Below are 24,451 nucleotides of genomic sequence, written 5' to 3'. Positions count from 1 at the left end.
GGGGAGAGAAACGAACCGAGGGCGATGGGGATGTATGTGTGCCGGTGGATAGGGGGGATGAGGCAAGGGGAAATCGCAAAGGAATTTAAACTGGGAGGATATTCAGGGGTAAGTAGTACAATTAGAAGGATGAGGAAGGAGTTAGAGAAAGGAGGAAAGGTGCTCAAAAAATACGGGGCAATTAAAAAGGTTCTCGAAGGTTGAGCCAAGACGAGATTTGACCCCTTTCCTTTCCTTTCGACCCAAAAATACGGGGCAATTAAAAAGGTTTTCGAAGGTTGAGCCAAGACGAGATTTGACCCCTTTCCTTTCTGACCCCTTTCCTTTCCTGACCCCTTTCCCTTTCCTTTCCTTTCTTTGAGAGAGGATAAGGAGGCGGGAAAAACGGGAAGATGTGGAATTATTCGGGATGTTCGGGGATTTTAAAAGAAAAAAGAAAGGAATTTGGTTTGAGAAAAAGGTTGTAGATCCGTAAAAAATTATCGTTTGGTTTGAGATAAACTAAGAGTTTAAAATTTTGTGACGCAAGCGTTTAAATCCTTATTAAAAAGAAGAAAACCCGTTTGAAGACCTTTTATAAAGTGCAAAATGGGAAAAATTCCTAGGTCAGAAAGCTCAACTTTTGAGTCAATCGGAAAAAATTCTAATACAGCCTCTGCAAATAATACCTTATGAGATTGATTTAAAAAATGACTGCAACCTAAATTTAGAGTTATCCACCCTGCAAGATATTGTAAGTCAATTTAGAAACTAAAAGACCATAAAGAATAACTACCAGTGTTTACCGGATCTGCGTTTCGGGCGCGATAACTGCATACGGGGATCAATAGAAGGTTCAACTAAAACTGCATAGCCTTTAAGCGTAAGTTGACACTTGAGGATTAGGAAGTTAGGGGTTCGGAATTCGTAAAAATTATCCATTCCGAGGTCCTTGGAATGTCCTGTTGCGGGATTAGAAAGGCGAATGATCCCTTTTGATGAGGACACCAGTTCCACATACCAATCGTAATCCATGAATGAGAGTTCGGTTCCATTACCATGAACACGTTTTACCTTCGGACGAATCTTAATTGGTCTACCGATTAACTTTTCGATTCCTTTTTTATTCATCGTATTGGTTTTCTATTTTTTCTAATTAGTTTTGAGATCTTTTTTCGAGATTTTAATAATATCTTCAAGACATTTTTTCGAATTTTCCAACACCGTTAATTGAAATTCATAATAGTTTTGCCTTTGGGGATCCTGTGACAAAGCATCATCAAGGTCTTTTTTATAATGTTTTAGTCGAATGATGGCCTCCTTAGAAAGCAAGATTGCACCGATATCCAACGCTTTTTGAATTTCATTTTCAGCTTTCTCCGCATGTTTAATTAATTCCTTTTCTTTTTCTTCTGGTAAATTTTGGCCCGATGACCCAGCATCAAATAACCGATCTGGAAAGTTTTTAACGTGGTGTAAAGCCTCTATTACTCTTACGTAGGCATCAGCCTTTCTTTCCCACCATTTCTCCTTACGGAAACGCTTTAGTGAAAGCTGAACAGTGATCCATGCGCTGACAGCCGCGATGACTATTCCCGTAAGTATATTTAATGCTATTTCACCCATGGCATTGTTTTCAACGCATTGCCTTATGAATCGCTCCTCCCCATCCCAACATCAATTACAAAATACGTGGCATTTCTTGGAGGGAGGTGTACTTATTTCGAAATTTATAGTTTGATATCCCGCAGGGATTCTCCTTCTGTTATATTGAAGTCGTTTTTTCGAAAATCATTGCAGTAGAGAACGTCTCATTCGGAAAATTATGTTGTTCCACTTATATTTTCCTGCGGAGGTAAAAAGCGGAAAAAGTCCGATTAATAATCCTAGCCGTGAAAAACCATTAAATTTAATCTTATTGTCGGTGCCTTTTAAATATCATTTTACCTTTCTAAATCGCAACCGAATTAGATGAATTTTTCGTTGAATATTACATTGTCGGGATGAACCTCTACAAGGATTGGTTGAAACGTCAATTTTATGATACGGACCATCCCGACAATAACATGAAAATATTTTACTATAATACTGGAGGCACCTATTTTCCAATATAATTTTAATCGATCCGTTGGATGCCACTATCTGGAAAGGTCCCTTCCGCGAACATCATATAAGAAAGTCCTACCCCTTCGCCGTCAAAAGGGATAGAACCTGGGACACCCCCATATTATGGAGGCACGTCCCCAACCGCTTCCAGCTCCCCTACCGCCTCCCCAACTCCCCCGACCACTCCGGCCATTGGGAAGAAGTCATATCTTAAGCCTTTGGAGTCAATTGACTTTTTAAAAAAATTAGAGCAAAATTTTTCGAATTTGAAATGTTCATTGGAAGGTGACATTTTTGATGAATCAAGAAAACCTTGGAAATCAACTCAACCGGATTATCACTAGTGTAGTGTTTCCAACGCTTCTTTACATTTGGCGATTTTTGTCATGATGCGATCCACTGACGCGGTCCATACGAACACTTTGGGGTTCTGGTTGTGATTCTTCAAGTACTCTTCGATAGCGGCAATCAGCTCGGGTACGCTTCGGAAAATTCCGCGACGAATACGTTTGTCGGTGATCTCGCGAAACCACCGTTCGACCATATTCAGCCAAGAACTCGAAGTGGGAATAAAATGGAGATGAAAGCGCGGGTGACGTCGAATCCAGGATTTGACACGGGGATGCTTGTGGGTCCCGTAGTTATCCACGATGAGATGGAGGGTGAGTTCCGGTGGAGTTTCGCTGTCGATCTTCTTGAGGAATCGGATAAATTCCTGGTGCCGATGGCGTGGCATGCAGTCGCCGATCACCTTGCCATCGAGCATGCTCAGCGCTGCAAACAGCGTGGTAGTGCCATTGCGCTTGTAATCGTGCGTCATGGTCCCACAGCGACCCTTCTTCAACGGGAGACCGGGCTGAGTGCGGTCGAGGGCTTGGATTTGACTTTTCTCGTCGACGCACAAGACCAGGGCCTTGTCCGGAGGATTCAAATAGAGCCCGACAACGTCGGTGAGCTTCGCCAGGAAGTGCTTGTCGCGGCTGAGCTTGAAAGTCTTGATCAGGTGTGGCTTGAGATTGTGCTGTTTCCAAATCCGGTGAATGGCCACGGGGCTCAACCCCTGGGACTGGGCCATACTCCGCGTGCTCCAATGGGTTGCGTTGACAGGTTTCGTATGGAGAGTCGCCTCGACCACAGCCTGTATTTTTTGTTCGGGAATGGTTGGTATTCGTCCTGGACGAGGAGCATTTTTTTCCAATCCAGCACACCGCAGAGACAAAAAGCGTTCCCGCCAAAGTTGAACAGTGGGACGGGAAATCCCCATGCGGCGGGCTATTTCGTGACTGAAATCTCCGTTGGCCGCCATCTGGATGATACGGGCTCTTTGCACGAGACGCATGGGAAAACTTTTCCCTTGAGCCCACCGCTGGATGGTCAACTGTTCCTGGGGCGACAAAACAATACGTTCGGCTATGTTCATCGTCAATAAGCATATAAAATCGATCTTTAAATGTCAATTTATATATGAAACACTACACTAGGAACAGCAGATGCCAAATTAAAATAAACCTAACAAGTCGCTTCATCTGTCAGTCAAAAGCGTCGCGTTTTTTGCAGAGCAAAAATACCCAATGTTTTTTTCTCCTCATTTAGAAGGGGGTATACGGATTTGTGGCTCAAATGGTTACCCTGGAGATATCTTATTCGGAAAGTGGCCCGTTCTCATGGGTTTTTAGATCCCATTTGGATTCAATCCCGCCTTCACCGTTTTGCCCAGCCTTCTGAAGTCACTGAGCCCATTGAGCTCCTTCGTGCGGGGGTTCTGTTTCACGCAAGGGGCCTAATTAACACCCGTGCCATCCAGCACAATTTGGATTGGGTCTGGCCTTTTTGGGTTGAGCGTCAATTTAATCCCAAGGACCATTCCTTTATTCCACGCGCTTTTTCTGTGACTCACGTGAATCTGACTCACCGGAATTGGACAGCGGTGGGTTTTCCCGGTTATTCCGATTTTCCGATCATTGATCCGCGAGGATTGGTAACCCCTTTTTGGGATGGGTGGTCTTTAGATGGCTGGGTCATGGCTCAAGATGGACGATCCCTGGTTCCTTCCCGATTATCTACCGTTACCCAGCGGTTATCATTCGAAAAGGGTTTGAAGGTAATTACCGAATCAAAGGAGAAAGGCCTTTTCCTTTTCACCGAAGCGGAAGTCTTTTTAGAAGGCGATTTTCTGGACTGCAGGGTACGTTACCAGGTCCAGGCTGATGCTCGGTCCCGTTTGGTGATTTCCCTTCGGCCCTATAATCCAGAGGGAGTCAGTTTTATTCATGAGATTTTGCTGGAATCCGATCAGCAGGCATGGGTCATCGATGGTCATCAAAGAGTCGAGTTTAATCTTCCCCCGGAAGGCCATCAGTGTTCGGATTATTTTACCGGGGATGTTTTTGGGGAACTTGATTCCTTTCCCTCTAAATCGAGGGTTCGTTGTGATGTGGGAATGGCGACAGGGGCTGCGATTTTCAATCTCGAACCCCACCAAACCAGAGAGATTACCGTTCGAATCCCGTTGGGGGTTTACAAAAGCCACCCTGGAAGGAAAAACAATTCCCTGTATAACGTTTGGGAAGTGGCCCTTCAGGGTTGTTGCCAAATGCAGGTTCCGGACAAAAAATTTCAGTTTCTGTTTGAAGCGGCTTTGCGCACTTTAATTTTGCATTCTCCCGGGGATGTTTTCCCGGGCCCCTATACGTATAAAAGGTTTTGGTACCGGGATGCGGCATTTATTCTTCATGCCATGTTGGTGGTGGGATTGGTGGATCGTGCCGAAGGTGTTTTAGACCGTTTTCCTAACCGCCAGACCCATGCCGGATATTTTCTCTCCCAGAAAGGAGAATGGGATTCCAATGGGGAAGCACTTTGGATTTTTCACCGTTTTTTCAAGTTGACCGGGGGTTACCTTAAAGATTCCTGGGTTCAATCTATGGTTCGGGGTGCAAAATGGTTGATCCGGAAACGAACGTCCGATGGTTTGAAAGACCCTCACGCGGGCTTGTTACCGGCGGGTTTTAGTGCGGAACATCTGGGGCCAAATGATTATTACTACTGGGATAATTTTTGGGCCAGCGCAGGGTTGAATGTCGCAGGGGAGGTCATGGAATGGGTTGGGGAGAAAAAAGAAGCCCATTGGTTTCGGGAAGAGGCCAAATTCTATATGGATGCCATTGAAAAGGGCCTTGAAAAAACCCGTTCTCGAAGGAAGCGAAAAGGAATTCCCGCCTCTCCTTATCGCCGGATGGATGCAGGAGCCATCGGATCCATGGTTCCTAGTTATCCTTTACAGCTTTGGCCGGGAAATGATCCCCGTATTTTGGAAACGGTGGAATTTCTGCTGGAACATTGTTTTGTAAAAGGGGGTTTTTTCCAGGATATGATTCATTCAGGGATAAATCCTTATTTAACGCTTCATGTGGCCCAAGTTCTCCTAAGGGCCGGCGATTTAAGGTTTTTTAATTTGGTTCAAAGCGTTGCGGATTGTGCTTCACCGACTGGGCAATGGCCTGAGGCCATTCATCCTTGGACGGGGGGAGGGTGCATGGGGGATGGGCAACATGTGTGGGCTTCGGCGGAGTGGGTCCTCATGATGAGAAATTGTTTTGTGAGGGAGGAGCAGGAACGTCTCATACTGGGGGCTGGAATTCCCCGGCAGTGGCTGGATCAAAGGGTCCCTATTTATTTAAGAAAAACCTTAACTTCCTTTGGCCCATTTTCTATTCAGATTCACCCCATGGAAGACAAGATTCAAATTGACTGGGAAGGGGTATGGAAAAAAGAAGAGCCGTCCATTGAGGTTCATCTTCCGGGGTTTGGTCCTGTACAATGTTCTGTGGGTGAAAACCATTTAGAAATAAAAAGGGAGCGGGTCTTGTGAATATTTTAATGGCGACCAATACATTTTCTCCTCATGTGGGAGGAGTGGCCCGTTCGGTAGAAGCATTTACTTCCGAATTCCGGCGGTGGGGCCATTGTGTTTGGGTGGTGGCCCCTTTTTTTGAAGGCGCTCCCAAAAAAGAGCTGGGGGTCATTCGCGTTCCGGCCATTCAGCATTTTAATGGGAGCGATTTTTCTGTTCGACTGCCGATCCCCAGTTTTTTATTCCCTTCTTTAGAAAGGTATCACCCCGATATTGTTCATGCACATCATCCCTTTCTGCTGGGAGATACCGCCCTCCGGATTGCGGCGGTTCGTGATGTTCCCCTTATATTTACGCATCATACCATGTATGAGCAATATACCCATTATGTTCCGGGAGATTCTCCCACCCTAAAGCGATTTGTCATTGAGTTGTCCACGGGTTTTGCCAATCTTTGTGATGCCGTCATTGCTCCCAGTGATAGTATTGCAGCGACTTTAAAGGAAAGAGGGGTAAAAACGCCCATTGCTGTAATTCCCACCGGGGTCCATGTGGAACGGTTTCGGCAGGGAGAGGGGGAAAGGTTCCGGCGGTTAAACAAGATTCCCCCAGAAGCGTTTGTCGTGGGTCATGTGGGAAGGTTGGCCCCTGAAAAAAACCTTGATTTTCTTTCTAAAAGTGTGGCTGATTTTTTGAGCAAATATGACCAGGCACATTTTATTATAGCTGGGACCGGTCCTTCTAAAATAGACATTCAAAGATTTTTTGAAAGCCGGAATTTAAGTCAACGGGTGCATCTGTTTGGTGTGTTGCAGGCCAAAGATTTAGTGGATGCCTATCATGCGATGGATAGTTTTGCATTTACTTCTAAGACCGAAACCCAAGGAATGGTTCTGACTGAAGCCCTGGGGGCGGGTATCCCCGTGGTGGCAGTGGATGCTCCGGGCGTGAGGGAAGTCCTGAGAGATGGGGCCAATGGGCGCTTACTTCCCAAGGAAGATATTCGTCTGTTTTCGGATGCGCTTGGGGAAATAAAAGGTCTCTCTCAGGAAAAAAGAAAAAATTTTCAAGAAGAGGCACGGAGAACCGCACAGCAATTTTCCATCGGGGAGACGGCAAAGAAAACATTGGGTTTATACGAAAGCCTAATAGACAAAGGCCGTGTTCATAAAAAGTTGGAGGGAAGCCTGTGGCAATCCGCCATGCATGTCATTGAAGCCGAGTGGGAAGTTTGGAATAACCGGGCCCATGCTGCACGCATTGCCTTGAGTCAGAAGGGTTAAGGTCCAGGAAAGTTTTATGATTGGAAGAATTGAAACCTTTCTCAATCGAATTAGAAGATGGTTGATCCGAAGTGAGTGGATCGTTCGTCTTCTAGGGTTAACGAAAATGGTTGGAGAAGAATCTAAACCTGGATTGGTTTTGGTCCAGATTGACGGTCTTTCTCGACCACAGCTAGAAAAAGCCCTTCAAAATGGAAAGATGCCTTTTTTAGAAAGTTTAATTAAAAAGCAAGGATATATCTTGAAATCAATGTATTCCGGGCTTCCCAGCAATACCCCAGGTTTTCAGGGTGAATTTTTCTATGGCATCAAGGGTGTGGTTCCTGCCTTTAGTTTTAAACATAAAAAGACCAACGAGTTAATTCGTATGTTTGATCCAAAAGCGGTTTCTTATATACAGGGCCTGATGGAAAAGAAGGGCCCTGGGTTATTAGAAAATGGGAGTGCTTATTTGGATCTTTTCTCGGGAGGAGCGCATGAAAGTCATTTTTGCCCTGCTACCTTGGGATGGAATACCCTTCGGAATAGCCATCCGTTGATGCTTCTGATTATCCTCATAACCCATTTTTGGAGTTTTGCTCGGGTGGGGGCGTTGCTTCTTCTGGAGTCTGTTTTGTCTATCGGGGATTTTTTTCGGGGGCTTATTGCAGGACAGGACCTTTGGAAGGAGCTTAAATTTGTTCCCACGCGTGTTGCTATCTGTATTTTGCTTCGTGAGCTTGTCACAATAGGTGCAACCTTTGACACCGTTAGGGGTTTACCGATCATTCACCTCAACTATTTGGGATACGATGAACAAGCCCATCGGAGGGGGCCTTCTTCAGCATTTGCCCATTGGACTTTAAAAGGAATTGATGATGCGATTTGTAGGGTTTGGAAATCTGCCCGAAATTCCCCAAGAAGGAATTATGAAATATGGATCTATTCGGATCACGGTCAGGAATGGACCATTCCATTCGAGGTTGAAAATGGAAAATCGGTCCAGAAAGCGGTGCAAGAGGTAATGGATAGTCGATTAGACTCAGATGAAGGGAAAACTCATAATGAGGGGGGAATTCAACTCAAACGGATAGAATGGTTGGGGGGCGCTTGGGCAAGATGGTTCGCTGTAAAGTTGGGGCAGTTTCAAGAGGGAGATGCTGATACCTCATTGGTCACTGCAATGGGTCCCCTAGGCCATGTTTATCCAAGAGAACATATCCGTTTGGGTGAGCAACATAAAATAGCAAAACAACTCGTGGAAGAGGCAAAAATTCCCTTGGTTTTGGTTGCGGGGATAGAGGGTATCGCCCATGCCTGGATGAAAGAGGGTCAATTTATTTTGCCCCAGGATGCAAAGAAGGTTTTAGGTGATGACCATCCTTTTTTGAGGGAGGTTACCGAAGATCTCATTCGACTGTGTCATCATCCCGATTCCGGAGAGTTTGTCATTTCCGGGTGGAGGAAACAGGGGAGGCCCATTAGTTTTCCTTCTGAAAATGGTGGTCATGCAGGTCCAGGGAATCAAGAAACATTTGCCTTTGCTCTAATACCCCCCACTTCTCCGGTTATTCAACCGGAACGGGTTTTTCTCCGTCCAATGGACTTACGAAAAGGGGTAATAATATTCTTGGGCCGTTCTTCATCCGAATTCAAATTTCCTCGACAGCGGCAAAAGAAAAAACCACAAAAATTGATCCGTTTAATGACCTATAATGTCCATACCTGCCGGGGAATGGATGGGAGGCTTTTGCCGGATCGTATTGCAAAAGTGATTGCGCAATACGATCCTGACATTGTTGCCCTCCAGGAGTTGGATGCGGGACGTCTCCGAACGGGGGAAATTGACCAAGCTCATACCATTGCTCACGCTTTGGAAATGGATTTTCATTTTCACCCCGCCATACAGCTTGAGGAAGAACAGTATGGAGATGCCATCTTAACCCGTTTTCCAATGAAATTAATTCGTGCAAAGGGCCTTCCGGGAATTCAGGGGAATCCACTTTTGGAGCCCCGGGGGGCCTTATGGGTTTCTATTTCATTGGATGAAAACAGTTCTCCTTTGCAGGTCATCAACACCCATTTGGGATTGGTTCGCCGGGAACGGCTTATCCAAACAGAAGCGATACTTGGGCCGGATTGGGTTGGTCATCCCGCCTGCACGTCTCCTAGGATCTTATGTGGGGATTTCAATGCCTTACCGGGTTCTCCGGTTTGGCGAAAAATCACGGAGAATCTTTCCGATGCTCAAACCGTTTTAGAGGGTCACCAACCCAAGAAAACCTGGTTCGGGCGTTACCCATTGGGCCGAATTGATCATATTTTTCTGGATTCATCTATAATGATACGGTCGGCCGAGGTTCCCAGAACGGAGTTAACCCGGGTGGCTTCTGATCATCTTCCACTCATTGTAGATTTGGAATTGCCATGATCAAAGGTTCAACGGAAAAAATAAATGCTTTCCAGGAAAGGAAGGGAGATTTAGATGGAGCTTCTGTTCATAAAGCCATTCTTTTTGTTTCTTTTTTCTTTTTGATGGGTATCATATCGATCGGGTATGGGTTAATTACCTTTGAGCCTCTTCGGGAATATATCGGAAATTTGGGTTGGAAAGGGGTCTTGTTGTATATCCCTCTTTTTGTATTGGGGTCATTCTTATTTTCTTCCGCAACCGCTCTGTCCGTTATCGCTCCTGCTCTTTTCGGGCCATGGTTGGGTTTTGCAGCGATCTTGGCGGGAAATATGGTGGCCGAAGCGTCAATGTTTTCGGTTACCCGATGGGCAGGATCTCATTGGCAGATTTTCAAAAAGGTTCAGGTCAACATTCCAAAACCCCTCATACAATTTGCGGAGGGGAAAGGACTTTTGGTTGTCTTTTATGCTAGGCTGATGTTGTTTCCCGCATCGGTGGTGAACTATTCCGCCTCCTTATTGCCAATTTCTTTTTCAGAAAGTTTTTTTGGCACGCTTCTGGGCATTTTTCCCCATTGTTTGGCCACCGCACTTTCTGTGGGAATTCTTCGTGATGCTTTTTTGGAGGGGACCTTAATCTCCTTTTTTCGTTGGGAGGTAGGGCTTATGGTCTTGGTTTATTCGGTAACTTTTTTCGCCGTGTATCGGATTCGAAAGCGTATGATGGCTTGAAACCTCTGGAAAAATTATGGATTTTATATTTTGTATTGTTTTTGAGTGGATCAACATGGCGTTATAGATTCCCTATGGTTTTGAAAAAAATTTAATTTAAACAATTGGAGGGAAGAAATGTCCAACATCGGGAATATGTTGATTCCAACTGATTTTTCACCTCAGTCTCAGGAAGCGGTGGATTATGGGATTCAATTAGCAAACGATTTGGGTTCGGGGATTTATTTGCTCCATGTTTACCAGGAACCTTTGATTGTTCCCTCTGAGCCTTCTGTCCCCATGACGCCCCAGGTGACCGAGTGGTTAACCGATGTTCAGGATCAGGCTTTGAAGCAATTGAACGTCATGGCAAAAGAAGTAGAATCCCAGGTGAAAAAGGTTAAGACCGTTTTTAAGGTGGGAATCCCTTTTTTCGAAATCGTCAAAGCCGCGGAGGAGATTCCCGCCGATCTGATTGTGATGGGAACCCATGGAAGAACGGGTTTGGCTCATTTTATGACGGGAAGCGTTACCGAAATGGTAGTGCGGAAAGCACCTTGCCCCGTTCTAACGGTTAAACCCAAAGGATTAAAGAAATAAAATGTCCTTGGTCCGATAATACCGGAATGGGTGGAGTGATCACTGACAAGGAAAAAACTCGAATGAAAAATCATTGGGAACATTTTCCCCATGAAGCGGACATGGGAGTCCGGGGGATCGGTGCTTCCAAGGAAGAAGCATTTGAAGAAGCCGCGAAAGCATTAACATCGGTGATCACCGATCTCGGTACAGTGTGCCCCAAGGAAATGATTCACCTCTCCGGGGAAGGACCCGATGATGATCTGTGTTTGGCGGAGTGGTTGAATCAACTCATATTTGAAATGGCTACCCGAAAAATGTTATTTAGTGATTTTAAATTAAAAATGCGGGGTCACAGGTTTGAGGCCGATATATGGGGAGAAACCATCAATGTTGAAAAACATCAACCCGCTGTGGAGGTCAAAGGAGCGACGTTTACCGCATTGGGGGTCAAGCAAAGTTCAGACGGGTTTTGGGTGGCCCAATGTGTGGTGGATGTTTGAAAATAGGTTGAACGGGGTGAAGAAGTGAATATTAATCAGTTTAAACAGAAATCTGAAACCGAATGGTGGATCAACCCGTTTGGAAAAATGCGTGTTCCGGGAATTATCTACGCCCAAAAGGACCTCATTGAAAAGATGGACCAAAAGGTTTTTGAGCAGGTGGTCAATGTGGCAACCTTACCTGGAATCCAAAAAGCCTCCTATGCCATGCCAGATGCCCATTGGGGTTATGGCTTTCCCATCGGGGGTGTTGCGGCCTTTGACCCTATTGAAGGTGGTGTGATTTCCGCAGGGGGGGTGGGGTTTGATATCTCCTGTGGTGTGCGTGCTTTACGCACCGGATTAAAACGGGATGATATTGAAAAGGTGAAGCCCCAATTGGCGGATGAGCTTTTCCGAGGAGTTCCGGCGGGTTTAGGGAGTGTTGGAAAAATACACCTCAATTCAAAACAAATGGATGAAATGCTTCTCGGGGGAGCCCAATGGGCGGTGGAGCAGGGTTACGGGTTTTTTGAAGATCTCCAATGGATTGAAGAAAACGGAAGGATGAAGGGGGCCCATCCTCAAAGGGTATCCAACCAGGCTAAAAAACGGCAAAAAAATGAGATGGGGACGCTGGGGTCAGGAAATCACTATCTTGAGGTTCAGGAGGTTGTAGAGGTTTTTGATCCAAAAATTTCATCGATCTTTGGTTTTGAACAGGGGGATATTTTAATCAGCATTCATTGTGGTTCCCGGGGATTGGGCCACCAAATCGGCACTGAATTCTTGAAGAAAATGGCTATTTCCGCAGGAAGTTTTGGGATTGAACTGCCTGACCGAGAGTTGGCCTGTGCGCCCATCCAATCACCGCTTGGGCAAGAGTATTTGGGGGCCATGCGTTCAGCAATGAACTGTGCCTTGGCCAATCGGCAAATCATTACCCATTTGGTGAGGGAGGCCATTGACGCGGTATTACCTGGTGTGCGTTTGGATTTACTTTATGACGTTTCCCATAATACCTGCAAGCAGGAAGAACACATTATCCATGGTCATCCAAAAAAATTATTTGTTCACCGAAAAGGGGCAACCCGCGCTTTTGGACCGGGGCACCCGGATATTCCGGTTCGGTTTCACCTCAGTGGACAACCGGTTTTAATCGGTGGAACCATGGGAACGGCCTCATTTGTTTTGGCGGGAACGAATGAAAATAAAGATCTTTCCTTTGGTTCGGCCTGCCATGGAGCGGGGCGAAGCATGAGTCGACACCAGGCTACCCGGCAATGGAAAGGACGGGAAGTCATAGACCAGTTGGCCCAAAAAGGAATCCTCATTCGAAGTGCTTCTCACAGGGGGGTTGCTGAAGAAGCGCCGGGGGCTTATAAAGATGTGAATGCGGTTGCGGATGCCGCTGAAAAGGCCGGTCTCTCCAAAAAAGTTGCAAAACTTCATCCAATCATTTGTGTCAAAGGATAGATGCCCTTCTTCAAAGCTGAGGCCCACCACAAAGTCTGAGAGGAATTGAAATAATAGTCTCAAAAGAATACACTCTATGATCCATCCCTCGTCAACTGCCGGGTAACCTCCTAAGGACACACCTTTAATAACCGAAAACTCCGATAGAGGAGGGAGGCCATCTTTTTCCGAGCGGAGAGACTTGGGGCCAACAAGGCCTGGTTCATTTCGATTTCAATTCCCAGATAGTTATGTTCCGGAAACAAGCGGCGCAGACCAGTGGTCAGACCATCGGCGTTTCCTCGGTAGGGATAATTTTGTCTGATCCGAAGGGTTGGGGTCAGGACCTTTAGGATGTTCTTCCACCGAAGGCAGATCTGTTTTTCAATTTGACGGGTTGGATCATAAAGCAGGCCGATATCGGCGGTGCGGATTGTTCCTTGAAATCGAGGGGTGAAGCTGTGAATGGCGAGATGGAGTGTTGTTCCTTTCCGGCGAATCATTGTTTCGATTTTTTCTTCTATTTTCTGTCGATGGGGATAATAGAAAGAATTTAACAGTTGTTGCCGTTCAGCAGGATGAAGATCCCTTGTAAACTCAGAGAATAATTTTGGGTGACCCACCGATCTGTTCAGATCAACCAGAAGCCGAGTCACGGTGTTGGCATACAGGGGGAAATGAAAACCAGTGGCTAGGGCTTTAGCTACCGTAAGGGCCCCGGGATCATAGCCCCTATGGGTTTCAAGACTGGTTTGCGCCTTTGCGGTTTTAAAATATCCTTTGTACTTCGCGGGTAGTTGGTTTCCGCCATGTTCACAGGTGAGAATCACGCCCATTATTCTCATCCTTCAGCCCGAAACAATTTTCCTTGAGCCAAACAGTTCCCCAAACGGCGATAAACCTGTTGCAGATGGTCATGAGACGGTTGTGGATCCAGGGCCTTTGTTATCCGACGCGCCAAACACCCCTCCTGTAAAATTACCCGTAAAATCGGTTTCCATTCGTCAAATTGGGAAATAGGAAAGACCAACTTTTCCAACAGATGTTCCCAAAGTTCCCGGGCTTTAACTTTTTTCCCTCCTTTGAACCCCAGTGCTTCTAGGTAACGGCGGTTGTCAATCACCGCATCATCCGCGTAACGAATGCCATCCAAAAGCAGGCCCGCCAATTCATGCTCGTCCCAACCTTTTTGAGTTTCCAGACCACACCACCGCTCTTCTACCAGGGCCCGAATAATCTCAATGGCTGCCGCTGCAACCGCAATATCGGCCTGGGGGCATTCCTGAACGTCGATCAAACGGATCTCGATGGCCATACGGTCGAAACGTGCGATGCATCCCCGGGCATTGACCCATTCATATTGCAACACACCCTCCGGATCGAGCGGGGCTAAATCGTTGTATAGGTTTTTGAGGAGTTTTCCTTCATATTCGCTGCGGGAAAAAATTTTTTCCGGTATGACCTGTCCCATCACAGAGGGAACCGCAACGGCATTGTGCCGATAGACCTGAAGTCTTGTGTCCAGAAACCCCGTTGGTTTTCCATCCGCAATAGGGGAACTGGCAGAGATAGCCGGGAGGATCGGCAGGATCAAACGAATCGCGGCGTGAAGTCGCCCAAACTCCTCATCTCCTTCAAAAGGGAGATTAATATGCATGCTTTGGAGGTTGGCCCATCCGTGGCCTTTACAGTTAAAAATACGGTTGAAGGTTTGGTAAATAACGGAATCTTCATGTGGCCAGAGTTGGAGCTCTTGGTGGGGTTCCATCCATGGATGCATCCCCGTAGGAAGGAGGTTGGCCCTCATGGGGGCAAGGAGGTGATTGATTCTCTGAACATGTTCATGAAAAACGGGACCCAATTCCGCCAAGGTAGGGGTCGGGCCATTGGTTTTAAGTTCAATGACGTGAAGGGCCAGCTCGTTGGACCAGGCAATCGTTCCGAGTTCCACTTCCATGTTAATACCCCCGCCGACCTGTTTCAGCAGTTCGTCTGCGATGGGACGGACCGAGAGTGTTTCCGTATCCACAATCATATATTCCAGTTCAATACCGATGGCATCAAAAAGATGAAGAGGTGTTCGCTTAGTCACGGTTTCTTTTCCGGTCTTCATTATGGGTTAACCGTTCGTAGAAGGTCCGCATGATGGCCATATAGAGTTCCTCTTTGAGCACCGCATCTTCATATCCCGCATCAATACTGGGATTGTCGTTTACCTCCATGACCAGGTACCTCCCATTCACTTCTTTGATGTCTACCCCATAGAGGCCTCGTCCGATCAGGTTTGCCGCACGCACCCCGAGTTTAACCAACTCCGGGGGGCCATCTTCCACTGCCAGGGTTTCTACCCGGCCGTGGCGACGGACGGTGGAGTCATAGGTTTTTTGAATCTGCCAGTGTCCGGATGCCATGTAATATTTGGAAAGATAAAGGGGTTTTCCATCTAACACCCCGACCCGCCAATCGAACGTTGAAGGGGCATATTCTTGTGCCACCACCAGCTCCGATTTTTCAAAAAATGTCTCAAGTTTTTGATTGAGCTCATTTTGGTCTTTGGCCTTTACCACCCCTGCGGAAAAGGAGCTGTCCGGACGTTTCAGGACGCAGGGAAAACCCAGATGTTTTCCCACATCATGGACGATATCCCAGTGGACCACAAGTGTCCGAGGACAAGGGATTTCGTTTCGATCGAAAAGTTCCGCCTGATAGACCTTGTTGGTGCAGCGGACAATCGATTCAGGATCATCGATGACGACCAAACCTTCCGCCTCGGCGCGGCTTGCAAACCGATAGGTAAAATGGTTGACATAGGTAGTTTGGCGAATAAAAAGCGCATCAAATTCAGGAATTCGCCCGAAATCTTCCTTTCCGATAATGGAAACGCTCATGTTAAACTTTTTTGCTGCCCGGATGAACCGCTTAATGGCCCGGTCATCTGAGGGGGAATCAATTTCTTCAGGATCGAAAAGGATGGCCATATCGTACCGGGGTCGTTTTCGATCCGATAGGACAGGCCGTGCAAAAAAACGTTGGGCTTGACCAATCAGGAATTCCCGATGGGATTCAGGAACATCTCCCACTGCAATGGGCCTCAAGCTGTTCAGTCGCCACTGATCTACACGGACAAACTCCGCCCGAAGAAGGGGGGCGGAAAAATGATTGAAAAGGGTTTGACACAAACGGTCATACCTTTTTGCCATATTACGACCAAAATAAATGCTGAGTTCAAATCGTTTCGATTTAATCGGTGCAAGGACTTTTTGAAGGCGATCTTCGAGGTCTTCGGATACAATCCGGACCAAGGGAGATAGACGAAGGTCCTGAATGGTAGTCACAGAGGGAAGCGGTTTGTGGCCCCGGGCAGCCGCCAGCAGTGAAACATAGTAGCCGACGGTTTGGTACCCGTAGGTCCGGCAAAGATTAAAAACCCTTGCCCTTTTGAGATTAACGAATCGACGGTCGGTCAGGTAATTCCGGGCTTGCACGACCTCCGTTCCGGGGATCTTCAGAGACCAAAGTTTTGGGTTTTCAACAATGATGAGTACATTCATAGGGAAGGGCTTTATTTCTCAGATTTGGGCGTGATCACCAACAAATTGGCGTCGTATGTGACGATTCCCAGGAGGATGGATCCGATCAATCGATCCATCCCCACACTGTAATATTGAGATCCGAACCCTGGATTATCTTGTAGGGGGTCGGCTACCATGATGAGGCGCTTTCTTCGGTCGAAACCGCTAAGGACCACAAAATGGCCTGTGGGTTCACCTCGGATATCGTCGTAATTGTCCTGGTATTCCCGGGCGCAGCCATAAAGATACGTGGCGCTTAAGCCAGTAAGAATCGGAAGGTGTTTATTCAGAAATCCACGGATGAGATTGGGCGTCAAATCTCCAAAGGATAAAACACCCCCTAGGTCAAGAAACTCCAGATAGGCTTCCGTGGCCAGGGCTAGCTTCTCGTTGTCTTTTCGTTTGGTCTGGGATTTTAAACATGCACGAAGGTCTACCTTACGGCTGAACCAGGTGGGGTCAAAAATTTGGAGGTTATAGGTATGGATCCGAGCTCCAAAACCGCGGCGCAAGGCATGACAGGCCAGCCAAACCGCTAGGGTTCCCCCCCCGGGAAGAGGGGTAACCTCGGAAATCACCCGATTCAGGGAAATATTATCACCGTAATAGCGGTACACCGCATGCAAGCAGGTGGGACCACAGGTGGAATCATTGGGTTGGGGTTGAACCTCAAACTCTAATTGCTTGGTTTTTGGCTTAGCCATGGCCGGTGAGAATATCCTAAAAACAGATGGTTTTGCAAGTGGGATTGGTGAAGGAAAAAACCAAGAAATCCCGGGATAAAAGAATTCTTTCTCTAGGGAAGAAAGAGTTTTTCCTGACTGCTCAAAGACCTTTAATCAGGACCTAGTCATTGGTTTTATTAACCCTGTGGCATTTTAGTACCTTGTGGGGGGTATTCATTTTTATAAATATTAATTTATCTAATTATTTCAAGCATTAGGTCTAGTTCTGGTGTATGGCACAATCCTTGCTCTCTTAGATTAATAGAAGATTGGGAGGGAGCATGAAAGGAGGGACAGAAAATGACCATGCTTAAAAAGTTAGAAGGGCTTTTGGATCAAAATCAAATTAAGTATCAATCCCTGACCCACTCACTGGCTTATACGGCCCAGGAAATTGCCGCTCTTCAGCATGTACCAGGGAAGCAAATGGCAAAAGTGGTAATGGTGAAGAAAAACGGTGTTCCCGTGATGACCGTTTTGCCGGCGCCTTTTCGTATTGATTTTTCCCTTTTGGAGAAAGCCTTGGGGGAAAAAGTGGAAATGGAGACCGAGCGTGAATTTGCCGACCTGTTTCCAGGGTGTGAGGTTGGAGCAGAGCCTCCCTTTGGAAATCTCTTTAATGTTGAAGAAATGGTCGATTCTACCTTGGCTGAGAACGAAGATATTGTTTTCAATGCGGGAAACCATCGGGAAACTGTCCGGATGAAGTATAAGGATTTTGAACGGCTTGTTCATCCGAAAGTTGGTGCTTTTGCAAAACCAACGCATTAAAAAATAGGGCTCAGCCGAAACATTTTAGGAGATTGGCCGAGTTAGGGGGAAGAGGGAGTGGGTGGTTTTGGAAGAAGGGGTGTTCATTCAAGTGAGGGATGGAAAGGGGGGTGAAAAGTGCCAGTGTATGATTATCATTGTCTCGAATGCGGAGATGTTTTTACCGTGACCCTTGCACTGTCCGAGAAGGAGCAGAAAGGAGTAAGGTGCCCGGCATGCCAGAGCAATCGGGCCAAACAGCTTATTGCACCATTTTCGGTAAAGACTTCAAATAAAACCTGAGGAACAGAAAAGGAGAAAATGTATTTTATGAAAGAAGGTTTGGTGACAATTAAAAAAAACAGGAAAAACCGCTTAGTCCTTATTGTTTTCAGGTAGTTATGAAAGGAGGGGTTTGACAATTGATGTAGAAAGGTATAACATAAAATTGAAAGGGAATTCGGAGTGGGATTTAAGTTTGACTGCGTTGTTGGTGTTGGTTTATTAGCCTTGGGAACAAAAAAAGAAAGGGGATCTTCTCCATCCTTCTAGGAAAGAGGGTGGAAAAAAAAAGCATCCCCACTTGGTGGTAAGCCTAAGGTCTAATATTAAAAATGCGGCAATGCGGTCAAAAGCATTGTTCAGAAGATTGCCTGGGGATCGATGGCCGATTCTTTTTGGGGGAGGCGGTGTAGGTGATTTTGAGGAAAAGGCCGTGATAAGTTTTAGGGAACCTCTCAAGGAAATTGAAGCGATGGGGGGTTCTACCTCCAAAAGGTAAAGGAAGGCAAAACTTTCGGGACAATGCTTTTTTTTTAGGGGTAAGCGGAATAGAATACATCTTCCTTTATTATTGGGTTATTCTTCACATTTTATTTCATGCCCCGAACCTTGATTTTCTTAGTAGCAAAATGCCTCAAGACACTCCTCATCATACGTTTACATTTTTTCCAATAATTCCATATTATATTGAAATTAAAGAAAAAGTTTTAGTTAATGAAAAGTGAAAACCAAGCATGGATTTTGCTCTATTTATTCAGTAGAAGGAAGAGAAATAAAATTGGTCAATTGTGGAGAAGAGAAGGGTGAATTGAAAAGAATCAGGAAGGGGGGGAGGGGGTGTTTCAGAGTGAATAACTCTGATTGAATGATATACAGGAATTTCTTTATTAAAAGGATAAGAAAGGGGTAGAGCATATGAAAATTCCGTTGCAGATTACGGTTCGAAATCTTTCTCTTTCAGAAGCCGCCGAAGCTGACATTCGAAGAAGGGTGGAGAAGTTGGAGTCTTTTTGTGACAAAATCGTGGGGTGTCGCGTGACCATGGAAGTCCCTCACCGGCATAAGCACCAAGGGGTTCTTTATAATGCGCGAATCGATATTACCGTTCCGGGTAAAGAGATCGTAGTCAAGCGAGAACCCCACGAAGATATTTATGTTTCCATTCGGGATGCTTTTAATGCGGCACGGCGTCAGCTCCAAAATTATTTGCGCAAGAAAAGGGGGGAGGTTAAGGTCCATGAGGAGGTTCCCATTGCCCGCGTAATTAAGCTGTTTTCTGAGGATGGCTATGGTTTCTTAGAGACCCCCGATGGGTATGAGATTTATTTCCATAAAAACAGTGTTCTAAATGGTGGGTTTGAGAACTTGAATATTGGAACCGAAGTTCGATATTCCGAAGAAGAGGGTGAGAAAGGCACCCAGGCCAGTACGGTGGTTCCGATTAAATCCTAAAAAAAGCTTTCAGCGATGAGCGGTTGGAAAAAAAAAGGTGAATCCGATGATTTTTAAAAATAGAGAAGAGGCGGCTTATCAACTCGCCGAGAAACTGAAAGAATATAAAGGGAGAAACCCGCTGATATTGGCCATTCCCCGAGGGGCTGTTCCGATGGCACGGATTATCTCGGATGCATTAGAGGGAGAAATGGATGTTGTATTGGTTCATAAGTTACGGGCTCCTTTCCAACCGGAACTGGCCATCGGATCTGTGGATGAAACTGGGCAAACTTTTTTGAATAAAAATATGCAGGGAATCGACATCACCCATTCTTATATTTTGAAAGAAAAAGAAGCCCAGATAGAAATGTTGCGTAAACGACGTGCTCGGTATACACCGATTCACACTCCCATTTCCCCCACCAACCGGATCGTGGTGATAGTGGACGATGGTATTGCAACAGGGTCAAGCATGATTGCGGCTTTGCACGTTGTGCGGGTAAAGAATCCGAAAAAGCTGGTTGCTGCAACTGCGGTCGCCCCCTTTGATAGTCTTCAGGTAATTCGGGAGTTGGCGGATGATACGGTTTGTTTGGAGGTGCCAGCTGATTTTATGGCGGTGGGTCAATTTTTTGAGGAGTTTTCTCAAGTTTCAGATGATGAGGTTATTGCTATTTTACAAGGAAAGGTTTCGAAATCAAGCGCAACTCAATAAGTGTTGGGAGGTGAAATTATGAAAGGGCAAAGCAAAGGAGCAGGGCTTATGGGGTTTCGGAAGGACCGTGAGGTTAAAGAGCGGGTCCATGACACCTACAAGAGCCGGCAAAAGATGGTTGAGCCCACTCTTTGTCCGCAGTGTGGTGCTTTGTTTCAAAAAGGACGGTGGATTTGGGGACTTCGGCCCCCAAATTTCCATGAAACAACTTGTCCGGCTTGTCATAGAACGAAGGATAAATATCCTGCTGGATTTCTCCATGTGGGCGGGGCCTTTTTTAATGAACATAGGGATGAATTGTTAAACCTTGTTCATAATGAAGAAGCCTTGGCCAAAAAAGATCATCCGCTGAGTCGGTTAATGGGGGTTGAGGAAAAGGAGGGTGGCGTTCAGATCACTACGACGGATACTCATTTGCCTAGACGGATCGGGGAGGCCCTTAAGCATGCCTATCAAGGGGAGCTTCAATTGCATTATGGTGAGGGGGAATATTCTGTCCGGGTGAGCTGGAAACGCTAATTAAAATCCCTTGGGTCTAAAAAAAATTTTTTTGGTGGGGTTCTTTTTGTTTAAATGGTCTTAACAAACCTTACCTTATTAGGTTATTAACTAATACAATTTCCCCTCCTTTTAAGCCTTTCACAAACAGCTAAATGAAAAAAAACCGCTTGGGAAAATTGGTGGATTCGGAAAGGCGGTATTTAGCGCAGAGATCCAGGTAATACCGCAGCCATTTCTGGTAGAAATTGCGCTGAATGGAAGGACCGGCCCGCTTTTCCAGGAGTGCAACATAGCGCGTCAATGTCGGAGGCGGTATAGTTAGCATAGGGCATTTTTACCGAGAGGTGTATTCCTTCCATTTGAGGTGTTAACCGACAAGCGATTTTAATTATATTAATGAGTTATGTCAATATTATTTAAAAAAAAGCATATTTCTGCTATCCTCGATTTGTCGCTTAATAACATGGTTATGTTGCAACACCTAATTAGCGAACTTGTCACCTATTCTCGGAGAAAGATATGGATAGTCTGATATATCAATCGACACCGACAGTAATCTTTGCCACGAATAAGTTCATAAATGTTCCTATCATTCTGCAGTATGACGAGACTCCATTAATTTCATTGGTTAGAGAGCAATCTCTAGGAATAACGACAGAAATACCCGTGTATCACTCAGATGGTACCTACTTAGCAAAAGTAAGAGGTACTCGAATTTTCGCAACTGAAGATGGAAAGAAGGCAGGATTGGAAATACGCCAACTTCCAAAACTTACAGTGTGCACTATGGCAGGAAGAACAGTGTTCGAAATACACCATCAATCTGGGGATTCCTTTCGAACAAATGCGGAGCTTTATACACCTGATGGTTGTTTTGTGAAGGCCAAGGATGCGCCATCTCCAGAATTAGTTGACGCAAGCGGTAATGCATTAAGGGTGGGTGGCATTACGATGAGTGATTGTACTTTTCAGAATTTGAGAATTGGTGTTTGGCTACGGAGTGACGGAAGCTGCTCTCTTGGGGTGGGTTAGGATTTTATCGTTACTCCCATGTGTTGCTAAATCTTAATGCAACATAACAATTCGCTCGTGTGGGACGCTGCGCGCTGTCGCGCTTGCGCCCCACAGCTCAAACGTTAGGCATATAAAGAATTTCATGGAGACGACCTTGAATCGGCGATCATTTGCCGTATCTGCCATTCTTGCGCTTGTTGTACTAACTGCGCTCTCGTACAAAGTTACGCAGGTTTTCGAGCGCCTATCAGATCTCGAAAGTGCGGTCGAAGATGTTTCCAGTACGGCAAGCGACCATGCTTCAGAAATCGAAGATTTACGGTCTGACGTAGATCATTTACGGTCAGACGTAGATGATTTACAAAGCGAGAGGTAAAAGAATGAAGCTTTTCATGAAAAACTTCTTTGCTGCAATTCCGTTGGCGCTGGGCATCGTATTTACGATCTTCAGCGTGGTTAACGCTATGGAAGCCGCAAACCACGAAGATAATGCATTTGCAGCATTGTTCTTTGGAGTAATCGGTGTTCCTCTTCTGTTCGCCTCCATCATGTCGGTGTCGCGCGATCCAAATGCCTAACAATTCAGCCATCACGGACCGGCAGGCTCTCTTGGAGAAAGTTATGAATCTGAGCGGTCGAGTGGACGCCGTGGGACATCGCGGCGATTCGCGTTAGGTTCGTGGCCGGCACCGCTCACCTTTAACGTTAGGCTCTACAATAGGAGTTGTAACTTGACGGACATGAAAGATGTTTACATTAAGTCGGCTGCGTTTCTTGAAAGTTCGAAAGATGAATTTTTATCGGATGGGGTAACTGGGTTTCATTACGAGTTTCTCTCGCTAAAATTCATGGCTTCTCTCATCCATAACGATGTCTGCCGAGAATTTCATAATTTAACCGTTAATCCAACAATTGGAACTTCAAAGGTATTGTCGCTTGGCCCAATAATTTTGAAATTATTTGAGGCGAACCTTTGGTATTCTCAAGTTGGCAACAAAAAACTTCGTGAATTGGCTGAAAGCCGTGGCATGCTTGAGTTTATGGAAAATAAGCTTAAAGAAATGAAGCTCATTCGTCCAAGCAGAATAGAGAAGTATGCGGGGATTAGAAATAAATTGGTCGGCCATTATGATGATCAAATAGTCAAAATGCTCCAAGAACTCGGAGCAACCCAATCTGATAACTTCTTTGATGATATCGAAATGATGGTGCGATATAGCCAGGAATGGTTGCAGGCTCTAAGGTCTATTGGGAAATTGGAAGTCCCAGAAAATGGTATTTAATTCTCAGCTCGAATTGCAAAGAAGCCTAACACGACACTCAACCCGACTGGGTGCCCGCGGCGCTCACTCGCTCCGCTCGGGGCGTCGGTGCCCGGCGGGTTAGTTTTTGCGTTATGCAAGTAGAGGAAAGGGCATGAATGCGATTTTACGGTTCGTATTTCTTTCGCTCATAGTCGTGTGCGTTGCATCTTGTGATCAGAAATGGACACAAGAGGAGAAAGAAAACGCCGACCATTTCTTGAAATCGCTGGACCTTGTGATCGAGGCACATTCGACTTCGAACAAAGGAGTTCCTGGGGTGATGCCAAGGCAGGATTTTGAGAAAATCCTTTCTTTGTATCAACGTGCCTTGAGTGAGTCGAATCTTGTGCGAGACGATGTATTAGACATGGCTCATCCAGAACTGAAGAGTAACTATCGGATGTATTTTCAGAAAGGCATCGAGCTAAGAATCAGCGCCTGGATGAACAGGAAAACCTACGACGAAATACAAGGGTCGGCACTGATGGATTCGTGGGGAGACTGGTTTGAAAAGAACCGGCAAAATATTAGAATTCCGCGCTGATTTGCCTAACATAACGCTCAACCGGACGCACAAAATGCGGCCGGCCGGTTAGCTCTACGTTATGTGCAATAAGGAGATCGAGCAAGAATGACAGCAGAGACGCAGATTTGGCCGATGATTGCTTCGTCGCTTTTTTCGGGCTTAGCTGCTTACGGTATTTCGACGTATTTCTATGTACGACACGAACGCCGAAAAGAAAAATTATCGATCTTAAGAGAAATAATGGGTAATCGGCATGGCTTGACGCCCGGAGGCAATGCAGAAGCGAATGCTAAATTCTTTCAGGCCCTAAATTCTGCATTCGCAGTATTCCATGACTCTAGCGACGTAGTGAAGGCTTTACACGATTTTAAAAAGCATAAAACAAAAAGCGCCGATAATGTGACGCAACTAATTCGGAAAGGGGTCAAGAAAGGGGTCAAATCTCGTCTTGAGTCATGTTTGGGGATTATGGTAGCCTCTGCTCATGTTCCGTCCACTTCGAATCGAATATCCCGATGCCTATTACCACGTCATGAACCGGGGTCTGGCCTATCAGAAAATTTTCACTGATCGGGTAGACCGAGAATTGTTTTTAAACCTGTTGGGTGAATGCCATCAGATGTGGGGCATTGAAGTGTTTGCCTATTGTTTGATGGGAAATCATTACCACGTTCTTCTTCAAACCCCTCAAGCCAATCTATCGCGAATCATGCGTCACTTGGATGGGTTGTATACCCAACGTTATAATAGGAGACATCATCGGGATGGTCCGCTGTTCAGGGGTAGGTA

At 45.9% G+C, this 24,451-nt stretch carries 26 protein-coding genes; 18 read left to right on the top strand and 8 right to left on the bottom strand.

The features are described 5' to 3' along the window. The coding region (locus VGB26_11010) for a hypothetical protein (GenBank protein ID HEX9758309.1) at positions 1 to 204 on the top strand (204 nt) is incomplete at its 5' end. 567 nt (positions 205 to 771) lie between these two features. Here the strand turns inward: VGB26_11010 and VGB26_11005 are convergent. The 3 genes from VGB26_11005 to VGB26_10995 form a co-directional block, all read right to left on the bottom strand. Further along, the gene (locus tag VGB26_11005) at positions 772 to 1,110 is read right to left on the bottom strand and encodes a hypothetical protein (protein ID HEX9758308.1); all 339 of its coding nucleotides are present in this window, start codon (positions 1,108 to 1,110) and stop codon (positions 772 to 774) included. 21 nt (positions 1,111 to 1,131) lie between these two features. Continuing rightward, positions 1,132 to 1,605 carry a hypothetical protein gene (locus tag VGB26_11000; protein ID HEX9758307.1) on the bottom strand — a complete coding sequence of 158 codons (474 nt, stop codon included), beginning with the start codon at positions 1,603 to 1,605 and terminating at the stop codon, positions 1,132 to 1,134. 820 nt (positions 1,606 to 2,425) lie between these two features. Then, positions 2,426 to 3,505 carry an IS630 family transposase gene (locus VGB26_10995; protein HEX9758306.1) on the bottom strand — a complete coding sequence of 360 codons (1,080 nt, stop codon included), beginning with the start codon at positions 3,503 to 3,505 and terminating at the stop codon, positions 2,426 to 2,428. Positions 3,506 to 3,694: 189 nt separating this feature from the next. On the opposite strand from VGB26_10995, the gene VGB26_10990 reads away from it, so the two are divergent. The 7 genes from VGB26_10990 to VGB26_10960 all read left to right on the top strand — a co-directional run bounded on the left by VGB26_10990 (position 3,695) and on the right by VGB26_10960 (position 12,860). Beyond that, the gene (locus VGB26_10990; protein ID HEX9758305.1) at positions 3,695 to 5,956 is read left to right on the top strand and encodes a hypothetical protein; all 2,262 of its coding nucleotides are present in this window, start codon (positions 3,695 to 3,697) and stop codon (positions 5,954 to 5,956) included. Beyond that, positions 5,953 to 7,221 carry a glycosyltransferase gene (locus VGB26_10985; protein ID HEX9758304.1) on the top strand — a complete coding sequence of 423 codons (1,269 nt, stop codon included), beginning with the start codon at positions 5,953 to 5,955 and terminating at the stop codon, positions 7,219 to 7,221. The genes VGB26_10990 and VGB26_10985 overlap by 4 nt, the downstream gene beginning before the upstream one ends. Positions 7,222 to 7,237: 16 nt before the next feature. Further along, complete coding sequence (locus VGB26_10980; GenBank protein HEX9758303.1) at positions 7,238 to 9,631, top strand: endonuclease/exonuclease/phosphatase family protein; 2,394 nt, start codon at positions 7,238 to 7,240, stop codon at positions 9,629 to 9,631. After that, positions 9,628 to 10,344, top strand: coding sequence for a VTT domain-containing protein (locus VGB26_10975; protein ID HEX9758302.1), 717 nt, complete (start codon positions 9,628 to 9,630; stop codon positions 10,342 to 10,344). The genes VGB26_10980 and VGB26_10975 overlap by 4 nt, the downstream gene beginning before the upstream one ends. 117 nt (positions 10,345 to 10,461) lie before the next feature. After that, positions 10,462 to 10,923 (top strand): universal stress protein, encoded by a 462-nt coding sequence (locus VGB26_10970; GenBank protein ID HEX9758301.1) that lies wholly within the window; start codon positions 10,462 to 10,464, stop codon positions 10,921 to 10,923. Positions 10,924 to 10,985: 62 nt separating this feature from the next. Beyond that, positions 10,986 to 11,405, top strand: a complete 420-nt coding sequence (locus VGB26_10965; GenBank protein HEX9758300.1) for an archease — start codon at positions 10,986 to 10,988, stop codon at positions 11,403 to 11,405. Between the two features lie 24 nt (positions 11,406 to 11,429). Further along, a complete protein-coding gene (locus VGB26_10960) occupies positions 11,430 to 12,860 on the top strand; it encodes an RtcB family protein (protein HEX9758299.1) in 1,431 nt (476 codons plus the stop codon). Between the two features lie 110 nt (positions 12,861 to 12,970). On the opposite strand, the gene VGB26_10955 is transcribed toward VGB26_10960, so the two are convergent. From VGB26_10955 to VGB26_10940, 4 genes are read right to left on the bottom strand one after another with little or no spacing between them, the layout of a single operon-like run. Beyond that, the gene (locus VGB26_10955) at positions 12,971 to 13,675 is read right to left on the bottom strand and encodes an N-formylglutamate amidohydrolase (GenBank protein HEX9758298.1); all 705 of its coding nucleotides are present in this window, start codon (positions 13,673 to 13,675) and stop codon (positions 12,971 to 12,973) included. 5 nt (positions 13,676 to 13,680) lie between these two features. Further along, entirely contained in the window at positions 13,681 to 14,931 is a 1,251-nt protein-coding gene (locus VGB26_10950; GenBank protein ID HEX9758297.1) for a glutamate-cysteine ligase family protein, read from the bottom strand. Then, complete coding sequence (locus VGB26_10945) at positions 14,924 to 16,390, bottom strand: RimK family protein (protein ID HEX9758296.1); 1,467 nt, start codon at positions 16,388 to 16,390, stop codon at positions 14,924 to 14,926. The genes VGB26_10950 and VGB26_10945 overlap by 8 nt, the downstream gene beginning before the upstream one ends. Positions 16,391 to 16,401: 11 nt before the next feature. Next, entirely contained in the window at positions 16,402 to 17,115 is a 714-nt protein-coding gene (locus tag VGB26_10940) for a hypothetical protein (GenBank protein ID HEX9758295.1), read from the bottom strand. Positions 17,116 to 17,442: 327 nt separating this feature from the next. Here VGB26_10940 and VGB26_10935 point away from each other — a divergent pair, with 327 nt between their 5' ends. The 5 genes from VGB26_10935 (at position 17,443) to VGB26_10915 (ending at position 20,836) form a co-directional block, all read left to right on the top strand. Continuing rightward, entirely contained in the window at positions 17,443 to 17,907 is a 465-nt protein-coding gene (locus tag VGB26_10935; GenBank protein HEX9758294.1) for a YbaK/EbsC family protein, read from the top strand. Positions 17,908 to 18,024: 117 nt separating this feature from the next. Then, positions 18,025 to 18,189, top strand: coding sequence for a zinc ribbon domain-containing protein (locus VGB26_10930; GenBank protein HEX9758293.1), 165 nt, complete (start codon positions 18,025 to 18,027; stop codon positions 18,187 to 18,189). 894 nt (positions 18,190 to 19,083) lie between these two features. Continuing rightward, positions 19,084 to 19,620, top strand: a complete 537-nt coding sequence (locus VGB26_10925; protein ID HEX9758292.1) for an HPF/RaiA family ribosome-associated protein — start codon at positions 19,084 to 19,086, stop codon at positions 19,618 to 19,620. A 46-nt stretch (positions 19,621 to 19,666) separates the two neighbouring features. Next, a complete protein-coding gene (locus VGB26_10920; protein HEX9758291.1) occupies positions 19,667 to 20,317 on the top strand; it encodes a phosphoribosyltransferase family protein in 651 nt (216 codons plus the stop codon). 18 nt (positions 20,318 to 20,335) lie between these two features. Continuing rightward, a complete protein-coding gene (locus VGB26_10915) occupies positions 20,336 to 20,836 on the top strand; it encodes a BCAM0308 family protein (GenBank protein HEX9758290.1) in 501 nt (166 codons plus the stop codon). A 130-nt stretch (positions 20,837 to 20,966) separates the two neighbouring features. On the opposite strand, the gene VGB26_10910 is transcribed toward VGB26_10915, so the two are convergent. After that, positions 20,967 to 21,143, bottom strand: a complete 177-nt coding sequence (locus VGB26_10910) for a hypothetical protein (GenBank protein ID HEX9758289.1) — start codon at positions 21,141 to 21,143, stop codon at positions 20,967 to 20,969. 422 nt (positions 21,144 to 21,565) lie between these two features. On the opposite strand from VGB26_10910, the gene VGB26_10905 reads away from it, so the two are divergent. The 5 genes from VGB26_10905 to VGB26_10885 form a co-directional block, all read left to right on the top strand. After that, positions 21,566 to 21,850, top strand: a complete 285-nt coding sequence (locus VGB26_10905) for a hypothetical protein (protein ID HEX9758288.1) — start codon at positions 21,566 to 21,568, stop codon at positions 21,848 to 21,850. Positions 21,851 to 22,212: 362 nt separating this feature from the next. After that, positions 22,213 to 22,410, top strand: a complete 198-nt coding sequence (locus VGB26_10900) for a hypothetical protein (protein ID HEX9758287.1) — start codon at positions 22,213 to 22,215, stop codon at positions 22,408 to 22,410. Between the two features lie 153 nt (positions 22,411 to 22,563). Continuing rightward, positions 22,564 to 23,115 (top strand): hypothetical protein, encoded by a 552-nt coding sequence (locus VGB26_10895; protein ID HEX9758286.1) that lies wholly within the window; start codon positions 22,564 to 22,566, stop codon positions 23,113 to 23,115. Between the two features lie 133 nt (positions 23,116 to 23,248). Further along, positions 23,249 to 23,680 (top strand): hypothetical protein, encoded by a 432-nt coding sequence (locus tag VGB26_10890; protein HEX9758285.1) that lies wholly within the window; start codon positions 23,249 to 23,251, stop codon positions 23,678 to 23,680. A gap of 466 nt (positions 23,681 to 24,146) precedes the next feature. Next, positions 24,147 to 24,451, top strand: a 305-nt coding sequence (locus VGB26_10885; GenBank protein HEX9758284.1) for a transposase, incomplete at its 3' end; no start/stop codon positions are given.

The sequence above is a fragment of the Nitrospiria bacterium genome (genome assembly GCA_036397255.1).
In the GTDB taxonomy this organism is placed as follows: Bacteria; Nitrospirota; Nitrospiria; order DASWJH01; family DASWJH01; genus DASWJH01.
This window is presented reverse-complemented; position numbering and strand designations above follow the sequence as displayed.

Excerpts from the sequence above, each read along its gene's own strand:
- VGB26_10995 (HEX9758306.1), bottom strand. The coding sequence starts at position 3,505 with ATGAACATAGCCGAACGTATTGTTTTGTCGCCCCAGGAACAGTTGACC.
- VGB26_10955 (HEX9758298.1), bottom strand. The coding sequence starts at position 13,675 with ATGGGCGTGATTCTCACCTGTGAACATGGCGGAAACCAACTACCCGCG.
- VGB26_10980 (HEX9758303.1), top strand. The coding sequence starts at position 7,238 with ATGATTGGAAGAATTGAAACCTTTCTCAATCGAATTAGAAGATGGTTG.
- VGB26_10945 (HEX9758296.1), bottom strand. The coding sequence starts at position 16,390 with ATGAATGTACTCATCATTGTTGAAAACCCAAAACTTTGGTCTCTGAAG.
- VGB26_10925 (HEX9758292.1), top strand. The coding sequence starts at position 19,084 with ATGAAAATTCCGTTGCAGATTACGGTTCGAAATCTTTCTCTTTCAGAA.
- VGB26_11000 (HEX9758307.1), bottom strand. The coding sequence starts at position 1,605 with ATGGGTGAAATAGCATTAAATATACTTACGGGAATAGTCATCGCGGCT.
- VGB26_10915 (HEX9758290.1), top strand. The coding sequence starts at position 20,336 with ATGAAAGGGCAAAGCAAAGGAGCAGGGCTTATGGGGTTTCGGAAGGAC.
- VGB26_10935 (HEX9758294.1), top strand. The coding sequence starts at position 17,443 with ATGCTTAAAAAGTTAGAAGGGCTTTTGGATCAAAATCAAATTAAGTAT.
- VGB26_10965 (HEX9758300.1), top strand. The coding sequence starts at position 10,986 with ATGAAAAATCATTGGGAACATTTTCCCCATGAAGCGGACATGGGAGTC.
- VGB26_10970 (HEX9758301.1), top strand. The coding sequence starts at position 10,462 with ATGTCCAACATCGGGAATATGTTGATTCCAACTGATTTTTCACCTCAG.
- VGB26_10940 (HEX9758295.1), bottom strand. The coding sequence starts at position 17,115 with ATGGCTAAGCCAAAAACCAAGCAATTAGAGTTTGAGGTTCAACCCCAA.
- VGB26_10900 (HEX9758287.1), top strand. The coding sequence starts at position 22,213 with ATGAAGCTTTTCATGAAAAACTTCTTTGCTGCAATTCCGTTGGCGCTG.
- VGB26_10910 (HEX9758289.1), bottom strand. The coding sequence starts at position 21,143 with ATGCTAACTATACCGCCTCCGACATTGACGCGCTATGTTGCACTCCTG.
- VGB26_11005 (HEX9758308.1), bottom strand. The coding sequence starts at position 1,110 with ATGAATAAAAAAGGAATCGAAAAGTTAATCGGTAGACCAATTAAGATT.
- VGB26_10975 (HEX9758302.1), top strand. The coding sequence starts at position 9,628 with ATGATCAAAGGTTCAACGGAAAAAATAAATGCTTTCCAGGAAAGGAAG.
- VGB26_10890 (HEX9758285.1), top strand. The coding sequence starts at position 23,249 with ATGAATGCGATTTTACGGTTCGTATTTCTTTCGCTCATAGTCGTGTGC.
- VGB26_10920 (HEX9758291.1), top strand. The coding sequence starts at position 19,667 with ATGATTTTTAAAAATAGAGAAGAGGCGGCTTATCAACTCGCCGAGAAA.